Source organism: Pseudomonas sp. GW-45 (genome assembly GCF_056896675.1).
The window spans coordinates 343,831-363,036 of record NZ_CM167674.1; the positions used below are offsets into that span (position 1 = coordinate 343,831).

Annotated in this window: 20 protein-coding genes and 3 tRNA genes; 14 read left to right on the forward strand and 9 right to left on the reverse strand. The window is 55.6% G+C overall.

Annotated elements, in window-relative coordinates; genetic code table 11:
• Nucleotides 1-45 precede the first annotated feature (45 nt).
• Both tfpB and AC1XYH_RS01530 read left to right on the forward strand, forming a co-directional pair.
• Nucleotides 46-1,845, forward strand: a complete 1,800-nt coding sequence (tfpB, locus tag AC1XYH_RS01525; RefSeq protein WP_483324914.1) for a type IV pilus assembly ATPase TfpB — start codon at nt 46-48, stop codon at nt 1,843-1,845.
• 78 nt (nt 1,846-1,923) lie between these two features.
• Nucleotides 1,924-2,766, forward strand: coding sequence for a 23S rRNA (adenine(2030)-N(6))-methyltransferase RlmJ (locus AC1XYH_RS01530; RefSeq protein WP_483324915.1), 843 nt, complete (start codon nt 1,924-1,926; stop codon nt 2,764-2,766).
• 45 nt (nt 2,767-2,811) lie between these two features.
• Here AC1XYH_RS01530 and AC1XYH_RS01535 read toward each other — a convergent pair whose 3' ends face one another.
• On the reverse strand, nt 2,812-3,990 hold the full coding sequence (locus AC1XYH_RS01535) for a saccharopine dehydrogenase family protein (protein WP_483324916.1): 1,179 nt from the start codon (nt 3,988-3,990) through the stop codon (nt 2,812-2,814).
• Between the two features lie 356 nt (nt 3,991-4,346).
• Here AC1XYH_RS01535 and AC1XYH_RS01540 point away from each other — a divergent pair, with 356 nt between their 5' ends.
• Genes AC1XYH_RS01540 through AC1XYH_RS01555 form a run of 4 tightly spaced genes read left to right on the forward strand, consistent with a single transcriptional unit; the run spans nt 4,347 to nt 6,595 of the window.
• Nucleotides 4,347-4,655: a hypothetical protein gene (locus AC1XYH_RS01540; protein WP_483324917.1), complete on the forward strand. Its 309-nt coding sequence runs from the start codon at nt 4,347-4,349 to the stop codon at nt 4,653-4,655.
• A complete protein-coding gene (locus AC1XYH_RS01545; RefSeq protein ID WP_483324918.1) occupies nt 4,652-5,140 on the forward strand; it encodes a hypothetical protein in 489 nt (162 codons plus the stop codon). Before AC1XYH_RS01540 ends, AC1XYH_RS01545 begins: the two co-directional genes overlap by 4 nt.
• The gene (locus tag AC1XYH_RS01550; RefSeq protein WP_483324919.1) at nt 5,118-5,390 is read left to right on the forward strand and encodes a hypothetical protein; all 273 of its coding nucleotides are present in this window, start codon (nt 5,118-5,120) and stop codon (nt 5,388-5,390) included. Before AC1XYH_RS01545 ends, AC1XYH_RS01550 begins: the two co-directional genes overlap by 23 nt.
• Entirely contained in the window at nt 5,387-6,595 is a 1,209-nt protein-coding gene (locus AC1XYH_RS01555) for an AI-2E family transporter (protein WP_483324920.1), read from the forward strand. Before AC1XYH_RS01550 ends, AC1XYH_RS01555 begins: the two co-directional genes overlap by 4 nt.
• Before the next feature lie 85 nt (nt 6,596-6,680).
• Here AC1XYH_RS01555 and AC1XYH_RS01560 read toward each other — a convergent pair whose 3' ends face one another.
• A complete protein-coding gene (locus AC1XYH_RS01560) occupies nt 6,681-7,538 on the reverse strand; it encodes a DMT family transporter (protein WP_483326276.1) in 858 nt (285 codons plus the stop codon).
• Between the two features lie 51 nt (nt 7,539-7,589).
• A complete protein-coding gene (locus AC1XYH_RS01565; RefSeq protein ID WP_483324921.1) occupies nt 7,590-8,378 on the reverse strand; it encodes an AraC family transcriptional regulator in 789 nt (262 codons plus the stop codon).
• Between the two features lie 159 nt (nt 8,379-8,537).
• Between AC1XYH_RS01565 and AC1XYH_RS01570 the strand changes: the two genes are divergently transcribed.
• On the forward strand, nt 8,538-10,013 hold the full coding sequence (locus tag AC1XYH_RS01570) for an HDOD domain-containing protein (protein ID WP_483324922.1): 1,476 nt from the start codon (nt 8,538-8,540) through the stop codon (nt 10,011-10,013).
• Nucleotides 10,014-10,034: 21 nt separating this feature from the next.
• Here the strand turns inward: AC1XYH_RS01570 and msrA are convergent, their stop codons facing one another.
• Together msrA and nudE are read right to left on the reverse strand one after the other, a co-directional pair.
• Nucleotides 10,035-10,679, reverse strand: coding sequence for a peptide-methionine (S)-S-oxide reductase MsrA (msrA, locus tag AC1XYH_RS01575; RefSeq protein WP_483324923.1), 645 nt, complete (start codon nt 10,677-10,679; stop codon nt 10,035-10,037).
• 87 nt (nt 10,680-10,766) lie between these two features.
• The gene (nudE, locus tag AC1XYH_RS01580) at nt 10,767-11,333 is read right to left on the reverse strand and encodes an ADP compounds hydrolase NudE (RefSeq protein WP_483324924.1); all 567 of its coding nucleotides are present in this window, start codon (nt 11,331-11,333) and stop codon (nt 10,767-10,769) included.
• Between the two features lie 75 nt (nt 11,334-11,408).
• Between nudE and yrfG the strand changes: the two genes are divergently transcribed.
• Nucleotides 11,409-12,071: a GMP/IMP nucleotidase gene (yrfG, locus tag AC1XYH_RS01585; RefSeq protein WP_483324925.1), complete on the forward strand. Its 663-nt coding sequence runs from the start codon at nt 11,409-11,411 to the stop codon at nt 12,069-12,071.
• 101 nt (nt 12,072-12,172) lie between these two features.
• Here the strand turns inward: yrfG and rimK are convergent, their stop codons facing one another.
• Together rimK and rimB are read right to left on the reverse strand one after the other, a co-directional pair.
• The gene (rimK, locus tag AC1XYH_RS01590; protein WP_483324926.1) at nt 12,173-13,078 is read right to left on the reverse strand and encodes a 30S ribosomal protein S6--L-glutamate ligase; all 906 of its coding nucleotides are present in this window, start codon (nt 13,076-13,078) and stop codon (nt 12,173-12,175) included.
• A 48-nt stretch (nt 13,079-13,126) separates the two neighbouring features.
• Nucleotides 13,127-13,588, reverse strand: a complete 462-nt coding sequence (rimB, locus tag AC1XYH_RS01595) for a retropepsin-like aspartic endopeptidase RimB (protein ID WP_483324927.1) — start codon at nt 13,586-13,588, stop codon at nt 13,127-13,129.
• A 102-nt stretch (nt 13,589-13,690) separates the two neighbouring features.
• On the opposite strand from rimB, the gene AC1XYH_RS01600 reads away from it, so the two are divergent.
• The 6 genes from AC1XYH_RS01600 to AC1XYH_RS01625 all read left to right on the forward strand — a co-directional run bounded on the left by AC1XYH_RS01600 (nt 13,691) and on the right by AC1XYH_RS01625 (nt 17,196).
• Nucleotides 13,691-14,098 (forward strand): RNA-binding S4 domain-containing protein, encoded by a 408-nt coding sequence (locus AC1XYH_RS01600; RefSeq protein WP_483324928.1) that lies wholly within the window; start codon nt 13,691-13,693, stop codon nt 14,096-14,098.
• A 35-nt stretch (nt 14,099-14,133) separates the two neighbouring features.
• On the forward strand, nt 14,134-15,015 hold the full coding sequence (hslO, locus tag AC1XYH_RS01605) for an Hsp33 family molecular chaperone HslO (RefSeq protein ID WP_483324929.1): 882 nt from the start codon (nt 14,134-14,136) through the stop codon (nt 15,013-15,015).
• 174 nt (nt 15,016-15,189) lie between these two features.
• Complete coding sequence (locus AC1XYH_RS01610) at nt 15,190-16,737, forward strand: phosphoenolpyruvate carboxykinase (protein ID WP_483324930.1); 1,548 nt, start codon at nt 15,190-15,192, stop codon at nt 16,735-16,737.
• Nucleotides 16,738-16,938: 201 nt separating this feature from the next.
• A tRNA-Asn gene (locus tag AC1XYH_RS01615) sits at nt 16,939-17,014 on the forward strand.
• Nucleotides 17,015-17,028: 14 nt separating this feature from the next.
• A tRNA-Pro gene (locus AC1XYH_RS01620) sits at nt 17,029-17,105 on the forward strand.
• 15 nt (nt 17,106-17,120) lie between these two features.
• Nucleotides 17,121-17,196: transfer RNA gene (locus AC1XYH_RS01625), tRNA-Lys, on the forward strand.
• Nucleotides 17,197-17,453: 257 nt separating this feature from the next.
• Here the strand turns inward: AC1XYH_RS01625 and AC1XYH_RS01630 are convergent.
• On the reverse strand, nt 17,454-18,776 hold the full coding sequence (locus tag AC1XYH_RS01630) for an NAD(P)/FAD-dependent oxidoreductase (protein ID WP_483324931.1): 1,323 nt from the start codon (nt 18,774-18,776) through the stop codon (nt 17,454-17,456).
• Nucleotides 18,777-18,853: 77 nt separating this feature from the next.
• Nucleotides 18,854-19,030: a DUF3094 family protein gene (locus tag AC1XYH_RS01635; protein ID WP_483324932.1), complete on the reverse strand. Its 177-nt coding sequence runs from the start codon at nt 19,028-19,030 to the stop codon at nt 18,854-18,856.
• Nucleotides 19,031-19,206: the final 176 nt, after the last annotated feature.

Here is a 19,206-nt window from a genome sequence, read left to right on the forward strand (position 1 = left end):
TTTGGCTGCCAGACTGAACAGGGAATGTTGAAAAGGGAGCGCGGTATGAAAAGTCTGGCGGATCTGGCGATTCCCGGCAGTGATCGGCCACTGGATCTGGGTGATTTTCTCAATGTGCTTATGGCGCAGGGGCGACTCACCTCCGAGACGGTAGACAACCTGGTGACGCTACGTCGCTCCGGTTCAGGCGATACCGCTAAGTTGCACCCGCTCGAATTCATCGCCAGCCAAGACGTTGTAGATGAAACCAGGCCGGGCAAAAAGCTTGATCTGGATACCCTAAGCCGCTGGATGGCGGCTGAGGCTGGTCAAGCTTACTTCCGTATCGATCCGCTCAAAATCAACGTCTCGGCGGTCACCCCGCTGATGTCTTTCGCCTTCGCCCAGCGTCATAAAATTCTCGCTGTTGATGTGAATGAGAAAGAAGCCATCATCGCCAGCGCTCAGCCCTTTGTCACCGGCTGGGAAGATAATCTGCGCCATGTGCTGCGCCGTGATATTAAGCGTGTAATAACCAATCCCAGCGACTTGCAACGCTACACAGTCGAGTTCTATCGCTTGGCGCGCTCGGTAACCGGCGCTAATGCGGGCGATCAAAAGCTCAGTGGTATCGGTAACTTCGAGCAGTTGTTGAACCTGGGCAATATGAGCCAGGAGCCGGATGCTAACGACGCACACGTGGTCAATATTGTTGATTGGCTGTTTCAGTATGCCTTCGAACAGCGCGCCAGTGATATTCACGTCGAGCCGCGTCGCGAGACGGGCAGTGTGCGCCTGCGCATTGACGGTGTATTGCACACGGTTTATCAGTTCCCGATTCAGGTCACGGTAGCGGTGGTTAGCCGCCTGAAAACCCTGGGCCGGATGAACGTCGCTGAGAAGCGCAAACCTCAGGATGGTCGTATCAAGACCAAGTCGCCCAAGGGCAACGAGATCGAGCTGCGCCTTTCCACGTTGCCAACGGCGTTTGGCGAGAAGATGGTGATGCGTATCTTCGACCCGGAAGTGCTGTTGCGCAGCTTTGATCAGTTGGGCTTCTCCAGCGAAGATCAGCGGCGCTGGCAGAGCATGGTCTCGCAACCGAACGGTATCGTCCTGGTTACCGGGCCAACCGGTTCCGGTAAGACCACCACGCTGTACACCACCCTCAAACAGCTGGCCACGCCTGAAGTCAATGTGTGTACTGTGGAAGACCCGATTGAAATGGTTGAAGACAGCTTCAATCAGATGCAGGTGCAGCACAATATCGATCTGAACTTTGCCAATGCGGTCCGCGCACTCATGCGTCAGGATCCGGATATCATCATGATCGGTGAGATCCGCGACCTAGAAACCGCCGAAATGGCAATTCAAGCGGCGCTGACTGGGCACTTGGTGCTCTCTACGCTGCATACCAATGATGCACCCAGCGCGGTAAGCCGTTTGATCGAATTGGGCGTGCCGCCCTATCTGATCAAAGCGACAGTGCTCGGGGTAATGGCGCAGCGCCTGGTGCGCACCCTGTGCCCGCATTGCAAGGCGCCCATGCAGGTGGATGAAGAGGGCTGGGTAGGTCTGACCAAACCCTGGAACGCACCCATACCCACCCAAGCGCAAGAGCCGGTTGGTTGCGTGGAATGTCGTGAGACCGGTTACCGTGGTCGTGCCGGGGTGTATGAATTAATGCCAATCAGTGCCGGTATCAAGTCGCTGATCCATGCTGATACCGATCTGGACGCCCTGCGCCGTCAGGCCTATAAGGAAGGTATGCACAGTCTGCGGCTATCCGGTGCACAGAAAGTAGCTTCTGGCCTGACGACTATTGAAGAAGTGCTGCGAGTGACGCCGCAGAGTCAGCAGAGTTAGATCAGGCCGTTGCACATCGGCCTGTGCCGGGTCTGCTAGAATGCGCGCTTTACGCACAGCCACTTCGCGGATCTTTTCATGAATTACCGTCATAGCTACCACGCCGGCAATCACGCCGATGTTCTCAAGCACGCGCTTCTGCGCCGTTTGCTGCAACTTATGCAACGCAAAGACACGCCACTGTGCTATCTCGACAGTCATGCAGGTACAGCGTTTTACGATCTGCACGGTGAGACCGCCGGTAAGACTGGCGAGTATCAGGATGGTATTGGCCGACTCTGGGAGCGCGATGATCTGCCTCTATGGCTGAACGATTTTCGCGCTGCGGTGGCGGCGCACAATGTGTCGGACGAGCTACGTTACTATCCGGGCTCGCCGCAGTTTGTCGACGACTTATTGCGCCCGCAAGACCGGATGATTCTCAGTGAGCTACACCCGGCAGACGCAGACACGCTTAAGCAGCACTTCGCCGACCAAGAGCAGGTAGCGGTGCATGAGCGTGACGGTTATCAGCTGCCTAAGGCTTTTCTGCCGGTTGCGGAGAAGCGTGCGCTCTGGTTACTTGATCCTCCGTATGAACAGGCAGATGAATTGCGACGCTGCGTTGAAACAGTGCAGATCGCTATTCAGCGTATGCGGCAAACGGTGATCGCTATTTGGTATCCGATCAAGGATCAGCGCCTGCTGCGCGATTTCTATCAGCAGATTGCCGATGCCGGTTTGCCCAAGGCGCTGAGAATAGAGTTGAATATTCGGCCGGTTGATAACCAGATGGGCTTAAATGGGTCAGGGCTGATTCTGGTCAATCCGCCTTGGCCAATCTGGGAAGAATTAGAGCAGGTACTGCCTTGGCTGGCGCGCACGCTGGCGCAGTCGGGGGAGGGGAGTTATCGGCTGGATTGGTTGGCGGGCGAGCCCTGAAGTTGTAAGTACGGGCACCTTGATGGTGCCCGCACCTTTAATGAATCAGGACTCCAGCTTGAACGTCAGGCCGGCGTGTTCCTGCAGGCGCTTGATCAGCTTCTCTCCCATGGCGGGTGCGGTGGTCCAGATGCCGCCAGCGGTGTCGGTCGCATCGCGCACCAGACAGATGGCGCTTTCAGCAATCATCCGGGAGGTGGAGCCGTAACCCGGATCGCGCTTGCCGGAAACGCTGGCCATCAAGGATTTGCCTTCGCCGTCCTCACCAATGAACAACACATCGTAGAAGCCGTTTTCGCGTTCTTCCTTGCTTGGGCCTTCGCCCGGCTTTGGCGCTGAATCGCCGGACAGGGACTTGTCTCCCGCAACCGCATTGGCAATCTGTTCACCCTGCTCGCCGGGACCGGTCAGCAGCATTTCGTCGTATACAAAGTCTTCGCCATAGGCGTGACCCAGCAGCGCGTTGGAGCGATGTACGTTGCGGGTGTTGATTGCAGCCATGATGAAAGGCGCAGCCCAGCTACCGAGCGACTCGTCAAATTCAGGCTTGGCTGCCGGTGGCTGTGCAGGGCCGGTGAATCCGGGCGTCAGGGCGAAGTGGTTGCCGAGCAGCTGGTAAATTTCAGGATTCTGCTTGGCGGCAATCAGAGTGGCTTTCAGGCTGGCTGCGGTGCCGCCGGAGAAAGTCCCTTTCATCTTGCGTACACGGCCTTTAACACGCGGTAGCGATTTACCCAGCTGTTTGCGTGCGGCTTGCTGCAGAAAGTACACACCAAGATCGAAGGGGATTGAGTCAAAGCCGCAAGAGAACACGATACGCGCACCGCTTTGTTTTGCCGCCTCGCCGTGGGCATCAATCATCTGGCGCATCCATGCGGGCTCGCCGCAGAGATCAACGTAGTCGGTACCCGTAGCGGCACATACACCTACCAGTTCAGAGCCGTACAGCTGGTATGGTCCAACGGTAGTCAGGATAACCTTGGTGCGCTCGGCCATCGCTTTCAAGCTGGCGGTGTCTTCTGTATCGGCCACCACCAATGGGGTGTCAGCGGGCGCGCCAATTTCATCCCGCACTGCTTCCAGTTTGGCTTGGCTGCGGCCGGCCATTGCCCAGCGCAACTTGCCGTCGTTGGCGTATTCTTGGCTTAGGTATTCGGCGACCAAGCGCCCAGTGTAGCCAGTGGCGCCGTATACGATGATGTCGAACTCGGTGGCAGTTTTCATGCTTTATTCCTGAGGTTATGGAGTGTGCCAAATTGCACGAGTGAGAAATTACGCTGAACTCGCCCGCTGCTATTCGGTCGTATATTTAGTGGCGTACTGACGTAGGCTGCCAACAGTTTGGCACAGCGTGACGCCGCTGCATGTATTCCACCCTTAGGTTGATTTTTAATCGACAGCAGGTAAAGGCTCTCGCGCGAAGTTCGCCCCTGAGAATGGCGAGCGATAAATGAGATGCATGGCTGACAGCTTTGCTCGAATGGCGTGGAAGCCAAGCCTGTATTAGGCTGGGAACGAGTATTAACGGATAGCTCTATGGGGCTACCCAATTCTGGTTTGGATGATCAAGGAGAACGACAATGGCGACTGCAAACACAGCAACTACAGCGTCTACAAACAGCAAGGATAAGGAATTGGCAGCTAGCAAGGCAGCCGTATCCGATGCCTATGAAAAGCTGATGGAAGCCAAGGGACATTTCAAGCTGGCGGCGGAAGCAGCTGGTGTTGATCTGAAACACGATGCCGCAGAGCAAATGCTTAAGGGCCGTGAAAAGGCTGAGATGCTCGGTGCTCAAGCCAGCTCCTATATGCGCGAGAAGCCGCTGGCTACTATGGGCATCGCCTTCGCTGCCGGTTTTCTTGTTTCTCAAATATTCTCGCGCAAATGAGCGAAGGGTCTGCCGCTGAGAAGCACCGCGAGCAGCCAGAACAACCTGAACAGCAAGAGCAAGCCGGTGCCGCCGGTGAGAACGCAGGTATTGAAGGCGTTCTGCCGACGGAACTGATTGAGCAGTTGAGTGCTTGGTTCCGCCAGACACTGGTGGCTGGTGCGGAGCTTGCTAACCTGTTCAGGCTGGAGTTGCAGCTGACGCTGGGCGATGCCCGGCGTCTGGCAGTGGTTGGGCTGGCAATTGTGCCGATGTTGTTTCTCAGCTGGGTCTCGCTGAGCGTATTGGTGAGTTGGCTGGCGTACGATTACAGCGGTTCTGTCACTGTTGGATTGGCCACTTTTGCGCTACTGCAGCTGTTGGTACTGGGTTATTTGGTCGGCCAAGCCATGCGCTTTAAGCGTCAGTTGGGTTTTCGACGTACCAAGGCTCACGCCAAACGCATAATGCAAGGAGCAAAAGGTGAAACGCCAACAACTGATTGAAAAAATTGACGTTCAGGATCGCAAGTTGTCACTGCGTGCTGAAGTCATGAGTGCGGTGACTCAGCACACTCAGCTTTCTTTGGGGCAGGTGAATCCAGCTTGGTTGGTTGGAGCTGGAGCCTTGGCCGGTGGTTTGGTTGGCCGCATGGGTATCGGGCGTACTTACACTCTCGGGATGGCGGGGTTGCGTTTGTTCCCTATGGTGCAAAACGCATTTAATCTCGGGCGAAGTTTCGGAGAGCAGGGATGAGTGAGCTGGAGCAGGAAGCTCCTAGTAATGAAATAGAAGAAATCACAGGGCCACGCAAACAGGTACCACCGGTACAGATGGCTTTGTATTGGCTATTGTCGCTTGCGATACTTTATACCCTGTACTTTGCCAAATCGCTGTTGCTACCCGTGGTAGTTGCGGCGCTTTTTGCATTACTGCTGAGCCCTTTGGTCGGAGTATTCAAGCGTTTTCATATACCTCGCGTATTGTCGGCGCTGATGCTGCTGGCGCTAATTGGCGTGCCTTTTACGCTGTTGGGTATGCAGCTCGCGGAGCCTGCGCAAAAATGGGCTAAGCGTATTCCTGAGTTATCTGCTCAGCTGACCGATGAACTGGATGAGTTCAGCGAAAAGCTCTCTCCTTCTAAAGTTCAGGCTCCTGCCCCTGCGCAGAGAACCTTGGAAATTCAAGAGAAGGAAGGTTTCCGTCTGTTTGGCTGGTTCCGCGATGATGAAGAGGAAGAGAAGCCCGAAAAGGCGCCTGCCCCACCTCCAGTCAACGTACCCGACAGCGCGGTATCGGATCGTGTGATGCAGGGCAGTGTGGAGCTGATGGTTCAGTTATTGGGCGCTACCCCTGTGGTTTTGGCCCAATTTCTCACCTTCGTGATCCTGGTGATGTTTATGTTGGTATTTGGTCCTTTGTTATATACCAACTTCATTACGGTATTTCCTCAGGTGCGTGACAAGCAGGCAGCAAATGAGTTGTTGGCGGACGTGCAGCACGAGCTGTCGCGTTACATTCTGACCGTCAGCGCAATCAATGCAGTGCTGGGTGTGGTGACGGGATTTGCGCTCTGGGCGATGGGCGTCGAAGACGCGCTGCTCTGGGGTGTAATGGTTGGGCTGCTCAACTTTGCGCCCTATGTCGGGCCCATCATTGGCATGGCTGTGCTCTGCCTGGCCGGGGTGGTGCAATATGGGCCGGTGTTGTTAGCGCTGATGCCTGTACTGATCTACTTCAGTATCAATATGATTGAAGCTCAGTTCATCACGCCAATGGTGCTAGGCCGCAATATGCGACTTAACCCGCTGATACTGATGTTGTGGTTGATTGCTTGGGGCTGGGTCTGGGGTGTGGTGGGGGTGCTGATAGCAGTACCACTGCTGGTTTGCTTGAAACTTGCTGCTGCCCGCTTGAACGTCTTCACCCACTGGGTAAAGTTGATCGAGACTCCCGGTTAGGCTGTTGATATTTCTTTGCAGCCGCGTCACTGTTTTTTTACGCAGTGACGCGGCTTGTGATGCAACAGGCCTAAATCGTGTGCCGTTAGGCTGGTCTGGGTGCCCGCTGCACTAGCAGCAAGGCGCTCACGATCAACGCGCCGCCCAGCAGCATACGCAAGCTGGGTTCTTCGCCAAACAAGTACCAAGCAAACAGAATGCCGTACACGGGTTCAAGGGCGAAAAACAGCGATGCTACCCGCGCCTTGAGTATCGTCAGGCTGGTAACAAACAGGCCATGCGCCACGCCAGTGCAAAGCGTGCCCAGCAGGGCTATCCACAGCCAATCCAGCGCGGGCATCTGCAGCATTGCTTTGGCGCTGACCGGCAGCAGACATGCAAGAATCACCATGTTCTGGCAGCAAGCTATTTGCACAGGGTGCAATTTTCCGCTCGTGAGTCGATTACCAACCGATACTGCAGCAAAGCAAAAGCCGGATGTTAGCGCCCATAACAGTCCTTCAGCGCCGCTCTGTTGCAGATCAAAACTGGGTGGCACCAACATCAGTCCGATGCACACCAGCGCGACCTTTATCAGATCCAGGCGGCCAGGTTTGTCTCGCCAGATAAGCCATTCCAGCAGTACCACGAAGGCGGGAAAGCTGGCGAACCCCAAGGTGGCGATACCAACACCCGAAAGGTTAATGGCGTGGAAGAAAGTGAGCCAGTGTGTACCCAGCAGCACACCGCACGCAGTCAGCTGAAACAACCGCGTGCTGTTGAGATCGCGCAACATGGCGTGCCTAAAGCAGCGTGCGAACACCAGTAGGGCTACTACGGCGAACAGCGCACGCCCCAGCACGATGACATCGGGCGTTACGCTGGCCAGCTTGCCAAAGATGCCGGTCAAGCCAAACAGCAGGGCGGCGATGTGCATGTAAGCCAGAGCGCGTTGATGGGTCAACAGGGGCATTTAAGTTCTACATTGGCTGAGGATATTTACCCAGTTTAACGCTCAGGTCTTGCGCAAACTGTCGCGCGATACGCGGATATTGTTGTGTAACGCCTGCTGCCGTGCAGCACGCGGTGATAACCCCCAGCGTTGTTTGAAGACCTGCGCGAAAGCGCTCTGGCTGCTGTAGCCGCAGCGCTCTGCAATGAGTGCTATCGGTTGTGCGCTGCGCTCAAGAAGCTGACGTGCAGCGCTCAACCGGCGGTGGCGCACATAGGCCATGGGGCTGCAGCCTTGCTCCAGGGAAAACCAGTGGCGCAGGCGGGACCTGGAGGTGCCTGCAATCCGCGCAAGGTCACGGGCTTCTATAGGGAAGGCAAGATGCGAATCAATATAGGCGTCAAGCGCTCTTAAGGGTAGGCGTTCAGCAGGCACAGGCTGCTGCAGCAAACTGGCTATCAGCAAACTGGCGCCTGCGTCAGCGAGACCCGGTTGGTTGCGGATAACGCTGGCAAGGCTGCTTACCAGGCTGCTTTGTTGCGGCGAAAGGGTCCGCAGTAAGGTTTGACTCAACAAGCGCTGTTGTTGATCGTTATTTGGTAGCAAACCCTCCAGCTGTTGCTGGGGAGGGATGTCCAAGACCAGACACTGACCGCCATCACGGCTTAAAAATGTATGATCATCCCCTGGGGCGATGATGGCCAGTGCGGCGCTTTCGACCAGAGCTCCCTGGCCAGCAAGTTCCAGCTCTAGACTGCCATGCAGGCCGAATACCAATTGGCTGTGGTCTGCGTGCGCGTGGCTGGCAGCGGCGCTGGCGTAGTGATGTATGTTTAATCGGGTGCTGGTCATCCAGCTATTCTATAAGCAGGTGCGGGTAAGAGGAACAGCAGCCAGTATTTTCGAAGGGTCGAGCCCGTATGAAGGGTTGATGTTATATTGCTATTATTGATGTTGGCATAAGCACAGGTGGCGATTTTGCAGAATAAGACACACGGCCTCAGGTCTTGGATGGATGAGCTTAACAAGGCTGAGCTGCCTGCTATGGCAGTGGTCGTGCACGACCTGCTGCGTCTCTCGCAATCGGCTACCGCATCCGTTCGTCAGCTGGCCGAGGTGCTGTTGCGCGATGCTTCTCTGACTTCAAAAGTGTTGCGCGTCAGCAATAGTGTGTATTGCAATCCGGGGCGTGAGGTCGTTCGAACCATCTCCCGCGCTGTGGTTGTAGTGGGTTTCGATCAGGTTCGCATGATTGGTCTTTCGGTGAGCTTGCTTGACGGTCTGCTCAAGGACTCCTCGCGCGAGCAGCTACAGTCGCTGCTCGCGCGCTCGTTTCACGGCGCCGTGCAGGCGCGCAACCTGGCTCAGCACGTCAGTCAGCAGCAAAAAGAAGAAGTCTTTATTGCCACCTTGCTACTCAATCTAGGCGAGCTGGCTTTCTGGAGTCATGGACGCAAGCAGGCTGATGAATTGGCCAGTGCGCTGGCCGAGATGCCGGAAGATCCTGAAAAAGTGGTTAAGCGACTATTGGGTGCCAGCTTTGATCAGCTCACTCTGGGGTTACTGAAAACCTGGAACATGGGTGAGATTGGCCAGTTGATTCAGGCAAGCCACACGGCACGCGGGCCCGCAGCGTTGGCAGTGGCGCTTGGTGCCGAGGTAGCAGACGCAGTGGCCTTGAGTGGCTGGGCCAGCGACCCGGTACAGGCGTTGGTCGAACCCATCGCCAGCTTGATTGGATCTGAGCCGGATCAGGCCTGGCAGCAGATGCTGGCGAGCGGTGATGAAGCTGTGCGAATTGCCGGCACCTGCTCCAACGGTGACCTCAAAGCATGGATTCCGCGAACCGATGATCTGCCACTGGATTTGTCCGAGTTATTGCTGGTTGCACTTGAGCCGGCAGCAACGGAGCACGAGAAGCACCTCACGGCCGAAACTGGACCGCCGCTGCCGCTGATGCAACCTGATCTGGAGCTGCTCAAGCTGTCGTTGCAGAGTCTCAGGTTGATGGCGCGTACGGCAGTGGATGTTGACTCCTGTCTGTCGACTGTCATGCAGGCATTGCAACGCGGTGCAGGCTTTGAACGGGTAATGCTGGCGGTATTGACCGATGGTCAAAGCCGCTTCAAAGCGCGTACGGTGGCCGGTGCAGGGAGTCAGCTATGGTTGCAAAGCTTTAGCCTGCCGCACGGCAATGTAGCACCACAGATATTTTCATACGCTTTGCAGCAGCGCGAAGTCATTCATCTTGGGCCTGGTAACCGCCAAGCAATGCAGCCAATGCTGAGTGATCAGCTTGTTGCACAAGTGGGTGATGGGTCTTTTGTTGTAGCGCCGGTATTGGCGGGCAAGCACCCGGTGGGCGTGCTCTACGCAGACCTGCGCCCCTCTGGCCGCGAGCCTACTGACCTTCAGATCTCGATCTTTGGCAAAGTGGCTGAGCTGGCAGGTCTGGCACTCAAACGGCTTAGTCAGGGCCGCGACTGACGATCCAGTCACGGCAGCAGGTCAACCCGGCATGCACACGCCGGTGCCGCCAAGACCGCAATAGCCGCCGGGGTTCTTGTCCAGATACTGCTGGTGATAGGCCTCAGCGTAATAAAATTCAGGCGCTATAAGGATTTCGGTGGTGATGCCGCCCTTACCCGCGTCTTCCAATGCATTGGCGAAGTGGATCTTGCTAACTTCTGCTTTGGCGCGTTGAGCCATGTCGGTTACGTAAATGCCGGAGCGGTATTGGGTGCCAGTATCGTTGCCCTGCTGCATGCCTTGTGTTGGGTCATGCGACTCCCAGAATACCTTGAGTAGTTGCTCGAGGCTGACTTGTTCCGGGTCGAACACCACCAGTACGACTTCGTTATGTCCGGTGCGCCCCGAGCAGACTTCGTCGTAGGTTGGATTGGGCGTCGGGCCGCCAATGTAACCAACAGCTGTGGTGTAAACGCCCGGAACCTGCCAGAAGCAACGTTCAGCGCCCCAGAAACAGCCCAAGCCAACAATTAGCTGCTGCATGCCATCCGGGAAGGGTGGTTTGATCGGCGTACCAAGTACGCTATGCGTGCTGCTTGTTGAGATGGGCTGGTCGCGACCGGGTAGCGCTTCTTCATTAGTCGGTATACGCGTTTTATATTCAGAGGTGCGTTGCAAGAACATTAGCGGCTCCCGTTGCGGAAAAAGAGCGACAGAGTGATTCTGCCGGGTATGTTACTTGGACCGACTGCGAGCCGGTTTGTTACACGCTTAGCGGCTCAGTTCGCCGCGTTGTTCCAGCAGATCGCGTACCAGATAGAGCGCGGCCAGTGCGCGCCCTTCAGTGAAATTTTCGCGCTGGTTTAGTTCGCTCAATTGGTACAAGTCGATGCTGTCGACCCGAATGGGCTCAGGCTCATCGCCCGGCAGACGCTTTTCATACAGACCTCTGGCCAATACCACGCTGATTTCCTGACTCATGTAGCCGGGTGATAGCGACAGTTTGGTCAGCAACTCAAGCTGCTCGGCGCCAAAACCAGCCTCCTCCATGAGTTCACGGTTTGCCGCTTCCAATACGTCTTCTCCGGGCTCGACCAGGCCTTTGGGTAAAGACAATTGATAACTGTCCATGCCGCCGCAGTACTCCTCAATCAGCACGGCGGTGCGTTCATCTCGCATGGCAACTATCATTACCGCGCCGTAGCCCTGACCTTTGTTGACCAGGCGCTCGTAGGTACGCTCCACGCCATTGCTGAAGCGCAGTTGCACTTGTTCAACGGTGAATAGTCGGCTCTTGGCAACAATGCGGGCTTCGAGGGTTTCTGGCTTTTGCGGCATGCGGACTCCGTGGTGATTGGTCTGGTGCTTGGGTATCATAGCCGCACCTAGAGCCCAAGCCCAACTGCCGATCGATTGGATATGCTGAATTGGAACGAGATTGACACCGTCCTGCTGGATATGGACGGCACATTGCTGGACCTACATTTTGATAATCACTTCTGGCTTGAGCACATGCCCGCCAGCTACGCACGCCATCATGGCCAGTCGCTGGAGTGGGCCAAGGCCGAGGTCTATCCGCTGATGCGCACTATTCAGGGTCAGCTTGACTGGTACTGTCTGGATTATTGGACCCGTGAGCTGGGTATGCCAATTATCGAATTAAAGCGTGAAATAGCCCTCCTGATCAGCCTGCGCCCGGGTGCAGAACTATTTCTGCAGGCGTTGCAGCGCAGCGGTAAGCAGGTGGTGCTTATCACCAATGCGCATCGCGACTCGTTGTCTCTGAAAATGGAGCGTATTGAGCTGCGTAGCTACTTTCAGCGCTTGATCAGCTCACACGATTACGGCTATCCGAAAGAGACACAGAGCTTTTGGCAGGCATTACAGGCTGATCTTCCCTTTGAACCGGCGCGTGCGCTGTTCATCGATGATAGCCTGAATGTGCTGCGCTCCGCACGAGACTACGGTATTGGTCATTTGTTGGCTGTGCGCGAGCCTGACAGCCGCGGCGCGGCGCGCGATACCGAAGAGTTTGTTGCGGTGGAAGAGTATGCGGAGCTGACGACCGGCCTGTAAGACCGGCTATGCTAGAAGCGTGAATCGGGGTTTGAAGTGCTATTTATCAGGTTAGCCTTCCATCCTTACGGAAAGCTACCAGCCTCAGGCTGGCGCCAGCGTTAACCGGTGCCTTTGGTGCTGGTTTTGTTGGGGCGCCAGTTCTTCTCGATGTGCTGAATAATCAAGCCAGCGACATCTTTCCCGGTGGTGGACTCGATACCTTCCAGGCCGGGGGAGGAGTTGACCTCCATCACGACTGGGCCGTGGTTGGATCGCAGGATGTCTACACCGGCCACGTTTAGCCCCATCACCTTGGCGGCGCGCACGGCGGTCATGCGTTCTTCGGGGGTGATTTTGATCAGGCTGGCGCTGCCGCCACGATGCAGGTTGGAGCGAAATTCGCCCGGCTTGGCCTGACGTTTCATCGCCGCGATCACCTTATCGCCAACTACCAGGCAACGAATATCGGCACCGCCGGCTTCCTTGATATATTCCTGCACCATGATGTTGGCTTTGAGTCCCATAAAGGCTTCGAGTACCGACTCCGCCGCCTTTGTGGTCTCACACATGACGACGCCAATGCCTTGAGTGCCTTCCAGCAGCTTGATCACCAGAGGTGCACCTCCGACCATGTTGATCAGGTCGGGAATGTCGTCAGGTGAGTGGGCGAAGCCGGTTACCGGCAGACCCACGCCTCTGCGCGAGAGCAGCTGCAATGAACGCAGTTTGTCGCGCGAGCGGCTGATAGCAACTGACTCATTCAATGGGTAAACGCCCATCATTTCAAACTGGCGCAACACCGCGGAACCATAAAAGGTGATGGACGCACCGATGCGCGGAATAATCGCGTCAAAGCCTTCCAGTTCCTCGCCTTTATAATGAATCGACGGTTTGTGACTGGCGATGTTCATGTAGGCGCGCAGGGTATCGATCACCCGTATTTCATGGCCGCGCTCAGTTGCCGCCTCTACTAAGCGACGAGTTGAGTAAAGATTGGCGTTGCGTGACAGGACCGCGATTTTCATGGTGTTTCCTTTAAAGCTTTGGTGCGGTGTTGGGGTGCCGGTAATGATTCAGGCAAATTCTTTGGTTTGTGGCTTTTCCTGCACGTAACGTACGCCAGGATTGATGACTAAATTGCCATCAAGCATAGCGGTACAACCCATCAACATGCGGTAGCGCATGGATTTGCGACAGGTTAGGGTGAACTCGACCGGCCAGCACTTATCGCCGAGAACCATCTGCGTACGTATGGTGTGGCGTTCCTGCAGGTGCCCATTCGAGCTTTTGACTCGCTTGAGCTCAATCAGTTGCGCTTCACATTGCTGGGTCCGTTGCTTGTTGCGAGTGCCAATATGCGCATCGAAGCGTACCCAGGTTTCACCATCACGCTCAAAGGTTTCGATGTTGCTGGCGTGCAGGGAAGAGGTTTTGGCACCGCTATCGATTTTGGCAACAATCTGATCGATACCAAAAGCAGGTAAACCAACCCATTCACGCAGGCCAATTACGGTCAAATGGTCAAAGGTTTTCACGGCAAATTCTCCAGACCCTGGGCCAATGGCGCGCATCATGCGGTAACGCACGGCTTTCGACAAGCCTGTTAAACTGCAGGCCGAAAGGGGAGTACAGACCTTATGCAGCAAGATGGCAAGTTGCGCTTAGATAAATGGCTGTGGGCCGCGCGCTTCTTCAAGACACGAGCGCTAGCCAAAGCAGCAATCGAAGGCGGTAAGGTGCAGTGTCAGGGTGAGCGTTGCAAGCCGAGCAAAGAGATCCGGGTCGGCGATCGTCTGCAGGTTCGCCAGGGGTTTGACGTGCGTGATGTTGATGTTTTGGTGCTCAGCGAACAGCGTCGTGGTGCACCGGAGGCGCAAGCACTTTACGCGGAGACGGCCGAAAGCCTCAGTCGTCGCGAAGCTGCGGCAGCCCAGCGTAAGGCACTGGGTGCCAGTGGTTTGATCAGCGAACATCGGCCTACCAAAAAGCAGCGGCGGCAAATTCATCGGTTCCGCGATGAACGTAATGCACCTGAGGGCGACTGATTAGTTATAATTCCGCCTTTTGCGAGGAATCCAGCATGGCGTCGCAAGACATTACCCAGCGCTTTCTGTTCGAGAATGCCGACGTGCGCGGCGAAATGGTATCGGCAGATCAGAGTTATCGCGAGATCCTTGCCAAACACACTTATCCTGAACCGGTCAAAGCGTTGCTGGGTGAAATGTTGGCCGCCGCTGTACTGCTGTCGACCACTATCAAATTTGATGGTTTATTGATCCTGCAGGCCAAATCAGAGGGGCCGCTTTCCACTTTGATGGTCGAATGTTCCAGCGATCAGGCTGTGCGCGGCATTGCCCGTTATGCCGATGACCTGGAGGGCGGAAGTCTCGATGAGTTGATGCCCGGCGGCGTGTTGGCGATCACCATAGACCCGGACAACGGCCAGCGGTATCAGGGCGTTGTGTCCCTTGAGGGCGGTTCTTTGGCGGCGGCACTGGATGGCTATTTTGCCAACTCAGAGCAACTGGCCACGCGTTTTCGTCTACAGGCAGACGGGCGCACGGCGCGTGGCTTTCTGCTGCAAGCGCTCCCTGCTGATCGTCAGCCTGACCCGGAGCAGCGTGCGGATACCTGGCAACACTTGAATGTGTTGGCGGATACCTTGAAGGCAGAAGAGCTAATTGGGCTAGACAACGAAACCGTGCTGCATCGTCTGTTTCATCAAGAAGAGCTGCGGCTGTTTGACGCACAGCCAGTGCGCTTTGAATGCAGTTGTTCTGCTGACCGTTCCGGCAACGCGCTGGTCAGCCTAGGCAAAGATGATGTGCTCGCACTGCTACAAGAACAGGGCGGTTGTATAGAAATCGACTGCCAGTTCTGTAATGCCCGTTACCCTTTTAATGCAGACGCTATCGAGTCGCTGTTTGCCGCCGCTGATGAGCATGCGCGGCAGTTGCACTGACCGCTGGGCGATCAGATTTAGCGCAGCCGCTTTTTTTTTGGCATAATGGCGCGCCTGCGCGCTGAGTCAGCGCTGTATCAATGGATGATAGATAAACCTTACACCCCCACGTGCTGAGGCCGGATCGTCGGTCTTTATGGAATATTCGGTCTAAGTCGAAGAGGACTATGTTTGATGACGCAAGCTACCAATACTGTGTACACCGATCTGAGCATTGCTCAACTGATTGAGTTGGCTATTCAGCGTAAGGAAGGCCAACTGGCTGACAACGGCGCACTGGTAGTCAAGACTGGCGAACGTACCGGTCGCTCTCCGATGGATCGTTTCATCGTTGAAGAGCCTTCCACCCAAGACGCCGTAGCTTGGGGGCCGATCAACCGCAAGTTCCCGGCTGACAAGTTTGATGCCTTGTGGAACCGTGTTGCAGCTTACCTTGGCGCCAGTGAAAGTTTTGTGTCGCACGTACACGTGGGTGCTGATCCTGAGCATTACCTGCCGGTCGTCATGGAAACCGAGACCGCTTGGCATAACGTTTTTGGTCGTACTCTGTTTATCAATCCCGAGAACTTCAATCCGTCTGAGAAAGGCCACTGGCAGATTCTCAACGCGCCGCACTTCGAGTGCGAGCCTGAGCGTGACGGCACCAACAGCGATGGCTGCGTGATTCTCAACTTTGCACAGCGCAAGGTTCTGATCGCAGGCATGCAGTACGCTGGTGAAATGAAGAAAGCGATGTTCTCGGTGCAGAACTTCCTGTTGCCTGCCAAGGACGTGTTGCCGATGCATTGCGCCGCCAACGTCGGTGACGACGGCGACACTACGCTGTTCTTCGGTCTTTCTGGCACCGGCAAGACCACTCTGTCTGCCGATGAGTCGCGCAATTTGATTGGTGATGATGAGCACGGCTGGGCGGAAGGCAGCGTATTCAACATCGAAGGGGGCTGCTACGCGAAGTGTATCGACCTGTCGCAGAAGAACGAGCCGGTTATCTGGAATGCTATCAAGTTTGGCTCCATCGTTGAGAACGTAGTGATTGACCCAGTCACTCGTACTGCGGATTACAACGACGTTAGCCTCACGCAGAACACCCGTGCGGCCTACCCTCTGGAGCATGTTGAGAAGCGCGTTGAAATCAATCGTGCTGGTGAGCCGAATGCGATCATCTTCCTAACTTGCGATCTGACCGGGGTATTGCCGCCAGTATCTATCCTGAATAACGAGCAGGCTGCATATCACTTCCTGTCGGGTTACACCGCACTGGTAGGCTCGACCGAAATGGGTTCCGGCGATGGCATCAAATCAACCTTCTCTACCTGCTTTGGCGCACCTTTCTTCCCCCGTCCTGCTGGTGAGTACGCAGAGCTGCTGATCAAACGCATCAACGCGTTCGGTAGCAAGGTTTACCTGGTTAATACCGGCTGGACTGGCGGCTCCTACGGCGAAGGTACGCGTTTTAGCATTCCGACCACACGCGGCATTATTTCCGCTATTCAGTCTGGCGCGCTAATTGGTACTGATACCGAGCATCTTGCCGGCATCAACCTGGATGTGCCTAAGGCTGTACCGGGCGTTGAGACCAAACTGTTGAACCCACGTAACACTTGGGCTAATCCTGCGGCGTATGACAAGGCTGCAGCTGACCTGGCCAAGCTGTTTGTTGAGAACTTCAAGAAGTTCGACGTAGCAGATAGCATTGTTGCAGCGGGCCCTCAGCTGGTCTGAAACAGGTTCTTTTGTTGTTGACAAAACCCGCCGCTTGGCGGGTTTTGTGTTTATGGGTGATTGCACGGCTATTTGCATAGCGTATTGAAATAAAAGACTTAAAAAAGGTTGACAGGTTTGCGCTGGTCGGTAAAATGGCGCGCCTCAGCAGGGGATATGTGGCACCAACCACTACTCGGGTTGAGATGTTTTGAAGGTAATTCCGCGATAGCTCAGTTGGTAGAGCAAATGACTGTTAATCATTGGGTCCCAGGTTCGAGTCCTGGTCGCGGAGCCACTTCTAAGCAAGTTCGGGGTATAGCGCAGCCTGGTAGCGCGCCTGCTTTGGGAGCAGGATGTCGAGAGTTCGAATCCCTCTACCCCGACCATTTTTTTTGAGCATTGGGTCGTTAGCTCAGTTGGTAGAGCAGTTGGCTTTTAACCAATTGGTCGTAGGTTCGAATCCTACACGACCCACCACTCATACCTTTCAGTAAGCCCTCCCTTATCTAGTAATGTCCTGTTAGTTTATCGCTCCTTCGAGCGGCATCTGCTTTTCCCCATTAGCTTTTTCTCTGCATTATCTATATCTATTTTCGGCTTTGCTATGTCTGCTCGGCGTTGTTCGCCGCGGATTTATCGTGCCTGGCTATTCAGCAAAATGGATTTTCACGGTTGCGGGGTAGATGTGCGAGGGAATTAGGGGGAGGGCGCAGCTCGCTGCGCCTCTCAGTGCCTCAGTGCAGTTTTAGGCGTGGTTCGGTAGATCGGCCGAAGGTGTCGCTTAGCATGAGCATCATGGTGCGTGGGAAGCCGTACAGCGCCATCTGGTGCAGGCGGTAGAGCGAGACGTAAAACATACGAGCCAGACGGCCCTCCAGCATCACATTGCCTGTCAGGTTGCCCATAAGATTGCCGACCGCGCTGAAGCTCGACAGCGAAATCAGCGAGCCGTAATCGCGGTAGCTGTATTCTTCCTGCGGTTTGCCATCCAGTAGCTTGCGCAGGTTCTTGGCCAATAGGCTAGCCTGCTGGTGAGCGGCCTGAGCGCGCGGTGGTACAAAGCGGCCCTCATCGCCCATCGGGCAGGCGGCACAGTCGCCAAAGGCGTAAATCCGGTCTTCGCCTTTCACCAGCAAGGTGCGTTCAACTTCCAGCTGATTGATGCGATTGGTCGGTAGGCCCAAACTGGCCAGAAAGGCAGGCGCGCGAATCCCCGCAGCCCAGACCTTGAGTGTGGCCGGTATCTCTTCGCCGTTCGCCAGCACTAGGCGATCTTCTTTTACTTCCTTCACTGCCGAGCCGGTATGCAGTTTGACACCCAGGTCCTTGAGTACCTGGGTTACCGGTCCGCTGATGCGCTCCGGCAAGGCGGGTAGCAGACGCTCACTGGCCTCAATGATGTTGATGTTCAGGTCTTCGGGGTTAATGCGGTCAAAGCCGTACGCGCGCAGCATCTGCGCCGCGTGGTGTAACTCAGCAGAAAGCTCAACCCCGGTTGCGCCGGCACCAATGATGGCGACGTTGATTTGCTGGCCGGGAATCTGTAGATCGTTGGCTTGAGTCTTCATGTACTGATTGAGTAGCGAGCGATGAAAGCGCTCGGCTTGCGCGCGGGTATCCAGAAACAGGCAGTGTTCGGCAGCACCGGGTGTATTGAAGTCGTTGGTGGTGCTACCGACCGAAATCACCAGATAGTCATAATTCAGCGTGCGGCTGGCAACCAGCTCGTTACCTTTTTCATCCAGAAGGGGAGCCAAGGTTATACATCGTTGCTCACGATCCAGCGCTGTCATGGCGCCAAGCTGGAAGTTGAAATGGTTCCATTTGGCTTGGGCGACGTAGTTGAGCTCATCATCGGTGGAGTTTAGTGAGCCGGCCGCGACCTCATGAAGTAACGGCTTCCAGATGTGGGTCATGTTGGTATCGATCAACGTAACCCTCGCTTTACCTTTCTTGCCCAGTTTACGGCCCAAGGTGGTGGCCAGCTCCAGGCCACCAGCACCGCCGCCAACGACTAGGATGCGGGGTGGCTGATTAACGTTTTCTGCGTCTGACATGCGTGTTTACTCACGGAAGTGTAGGAAGCCAGGCGTCAGTCAGGCCGATACAAGCTTTGGTGGCTCTTCGGGCCGCTTCAGGTCACTACCAGTTGGCCCAGCACGCGCGCGAGCAGACCAAGGACCACTACCGAGCCTACGACCAGTGCGAGCATGATCCATACTTTAAAAGGGCGTCGCTGCACTTGGTGTATGGGTGAGGCGAGGTACTCGTCGACCCGTTGCTGGTCTTGCGGATTCAGGCGGCTAGGCATGGCGTGACCTTTTATACGGTGGCGCAGTGCATTGCTGCGCGGAGGCTTGACTGACTATGTGATCATTCTAGTCCTTGGCGGGGGTTATTGCATCAGTGCCCATACTTCACTCGAAAACCGGGCGAGGCTGAGATTCCAGCGGTCGGCTGCTATCATCTGCTGCTCTTGATCAAGAG

What these genes read in the sequence shown, in the direction of transcription:
- AC1XYH_RS01555 (WP_483324920.1), top strand. Translation starts at nt 5,387, where the DNA reads ATGAGTGAGCTGGAGCAGGAAGCTCCTAGTAATGAAATAGAAGAAATC.
- AC1XYH_RS01565 (WP_483324921.1), bottom strand. Translation starts at nt 8,378, where the DNA reads ATGACCAGCACCCGATTAAACATACATCACTACGCCAGCGCCGCTGCC.
- AC1XYH_RS01610 (WP_483324930.1), top strand. Translation starts at nt 15,190, where the DNA reads ATGACGCAAGCTACCAATACTGTGTACACCGATCTGAGCATTGCTCAA.
- AC1XYH_RS01635 (WP_483324932.1), bottom strand. Translation starts at nt 19,030, where the DNA reads ATGCCTAGCCGCCTGAATCCGCAAGACCAGCAACGGGTCGACGAGTAC.
- tfpB (WP_483324914.1), top strand. Translation starts at nt 46, where the DNA reads ATGAAAAGTCTGGCGGATCTGGCGATTCCCGGCAGTGATCGGCCACTG.
- AC1XYH_RS01540 (WP_483324917.1), top strand. Translation starts at nt 4,347, where the DNA reads ATGGCGACTGCAAACACAGCAACTACAGCGTCTACAAACAGCAAGGAT.
- rimK (WP_483324926.1), bottom strand. Translation starts at nt 13,078, where the DNA reads ATGAAAATCGCGGTCCTGTCACGCAACGCCAATCTTTACTCAACTCGT.
- AC1XYH_RS01530 (WP_483324915.1), top strand. Translation starts at nt 1,924, where the DNA reads ATGAATTACCGTCATAGCTACCACGCCGGCAATCACGCCGATGTTCTC.
- hslO (WP_483324929.1), top strand. Translation starts at nt 14,134, where the DNA reads ATGGCGTCGCAAGACATTACCCAGCGCTTTCTGTTCGAGAATGCCGAC.
- msrA (WP_483324923.1), bottom strand. Translation starts at nt 10,679, where the DNA reads ATGTTCTTGCAACGCACCTCTGAATATAAAACGCGTATACCGACTAAT.
- AC1XYH_RS01545 (WP_483324918.1), top strand. Translation starts at nt 4,652, where the DNA reads ATGAGCGAAGGGTCTGCCGCTGAGAAGCACCGCGAGCAGCCAGAACAA.
- nudE (WP_483324924.1), bottom strand. Translation starts at nt 11,333, where the DNA reads ATGCCGCAAAAGCCAGAAACCCTCGAAGCCCGCATTGTTGCCAAGAGC.
- AC1XYH_RS01570 (WP_483324922.1), top strand. Translation starts at nt 8,538, where the DNA reads ATGGATGAGCTTAACAAGGCTGAGCTGCCTGCTATGGCAGTGGTCGTG.
- AC1XYH_RS01600 (WP_483324928.1), top strand. Translation starts at nt 13,691, where the DNA reads ATGCAGCAAGATGGCAAGTTGCGCTTAGATAAATGGCTGTGGGCCGCG.
- AC1XYH_RS01630 (WP_483324931.1), bottom strand. Translation starts at nt 18,776, where the DNA reads ATGTCAGACGCAGAAAACGTTAATCAGCCACCCCGCATCCTAGTCGTT.
- AC1XYH_RS01535 (WP_483324916.1), bottom strand. Translation starts at nt 3,990, where the DNA reads ATGAAAACTGCCACCGAGTTCGACATCATCGTATACGGCGCCACTGGC.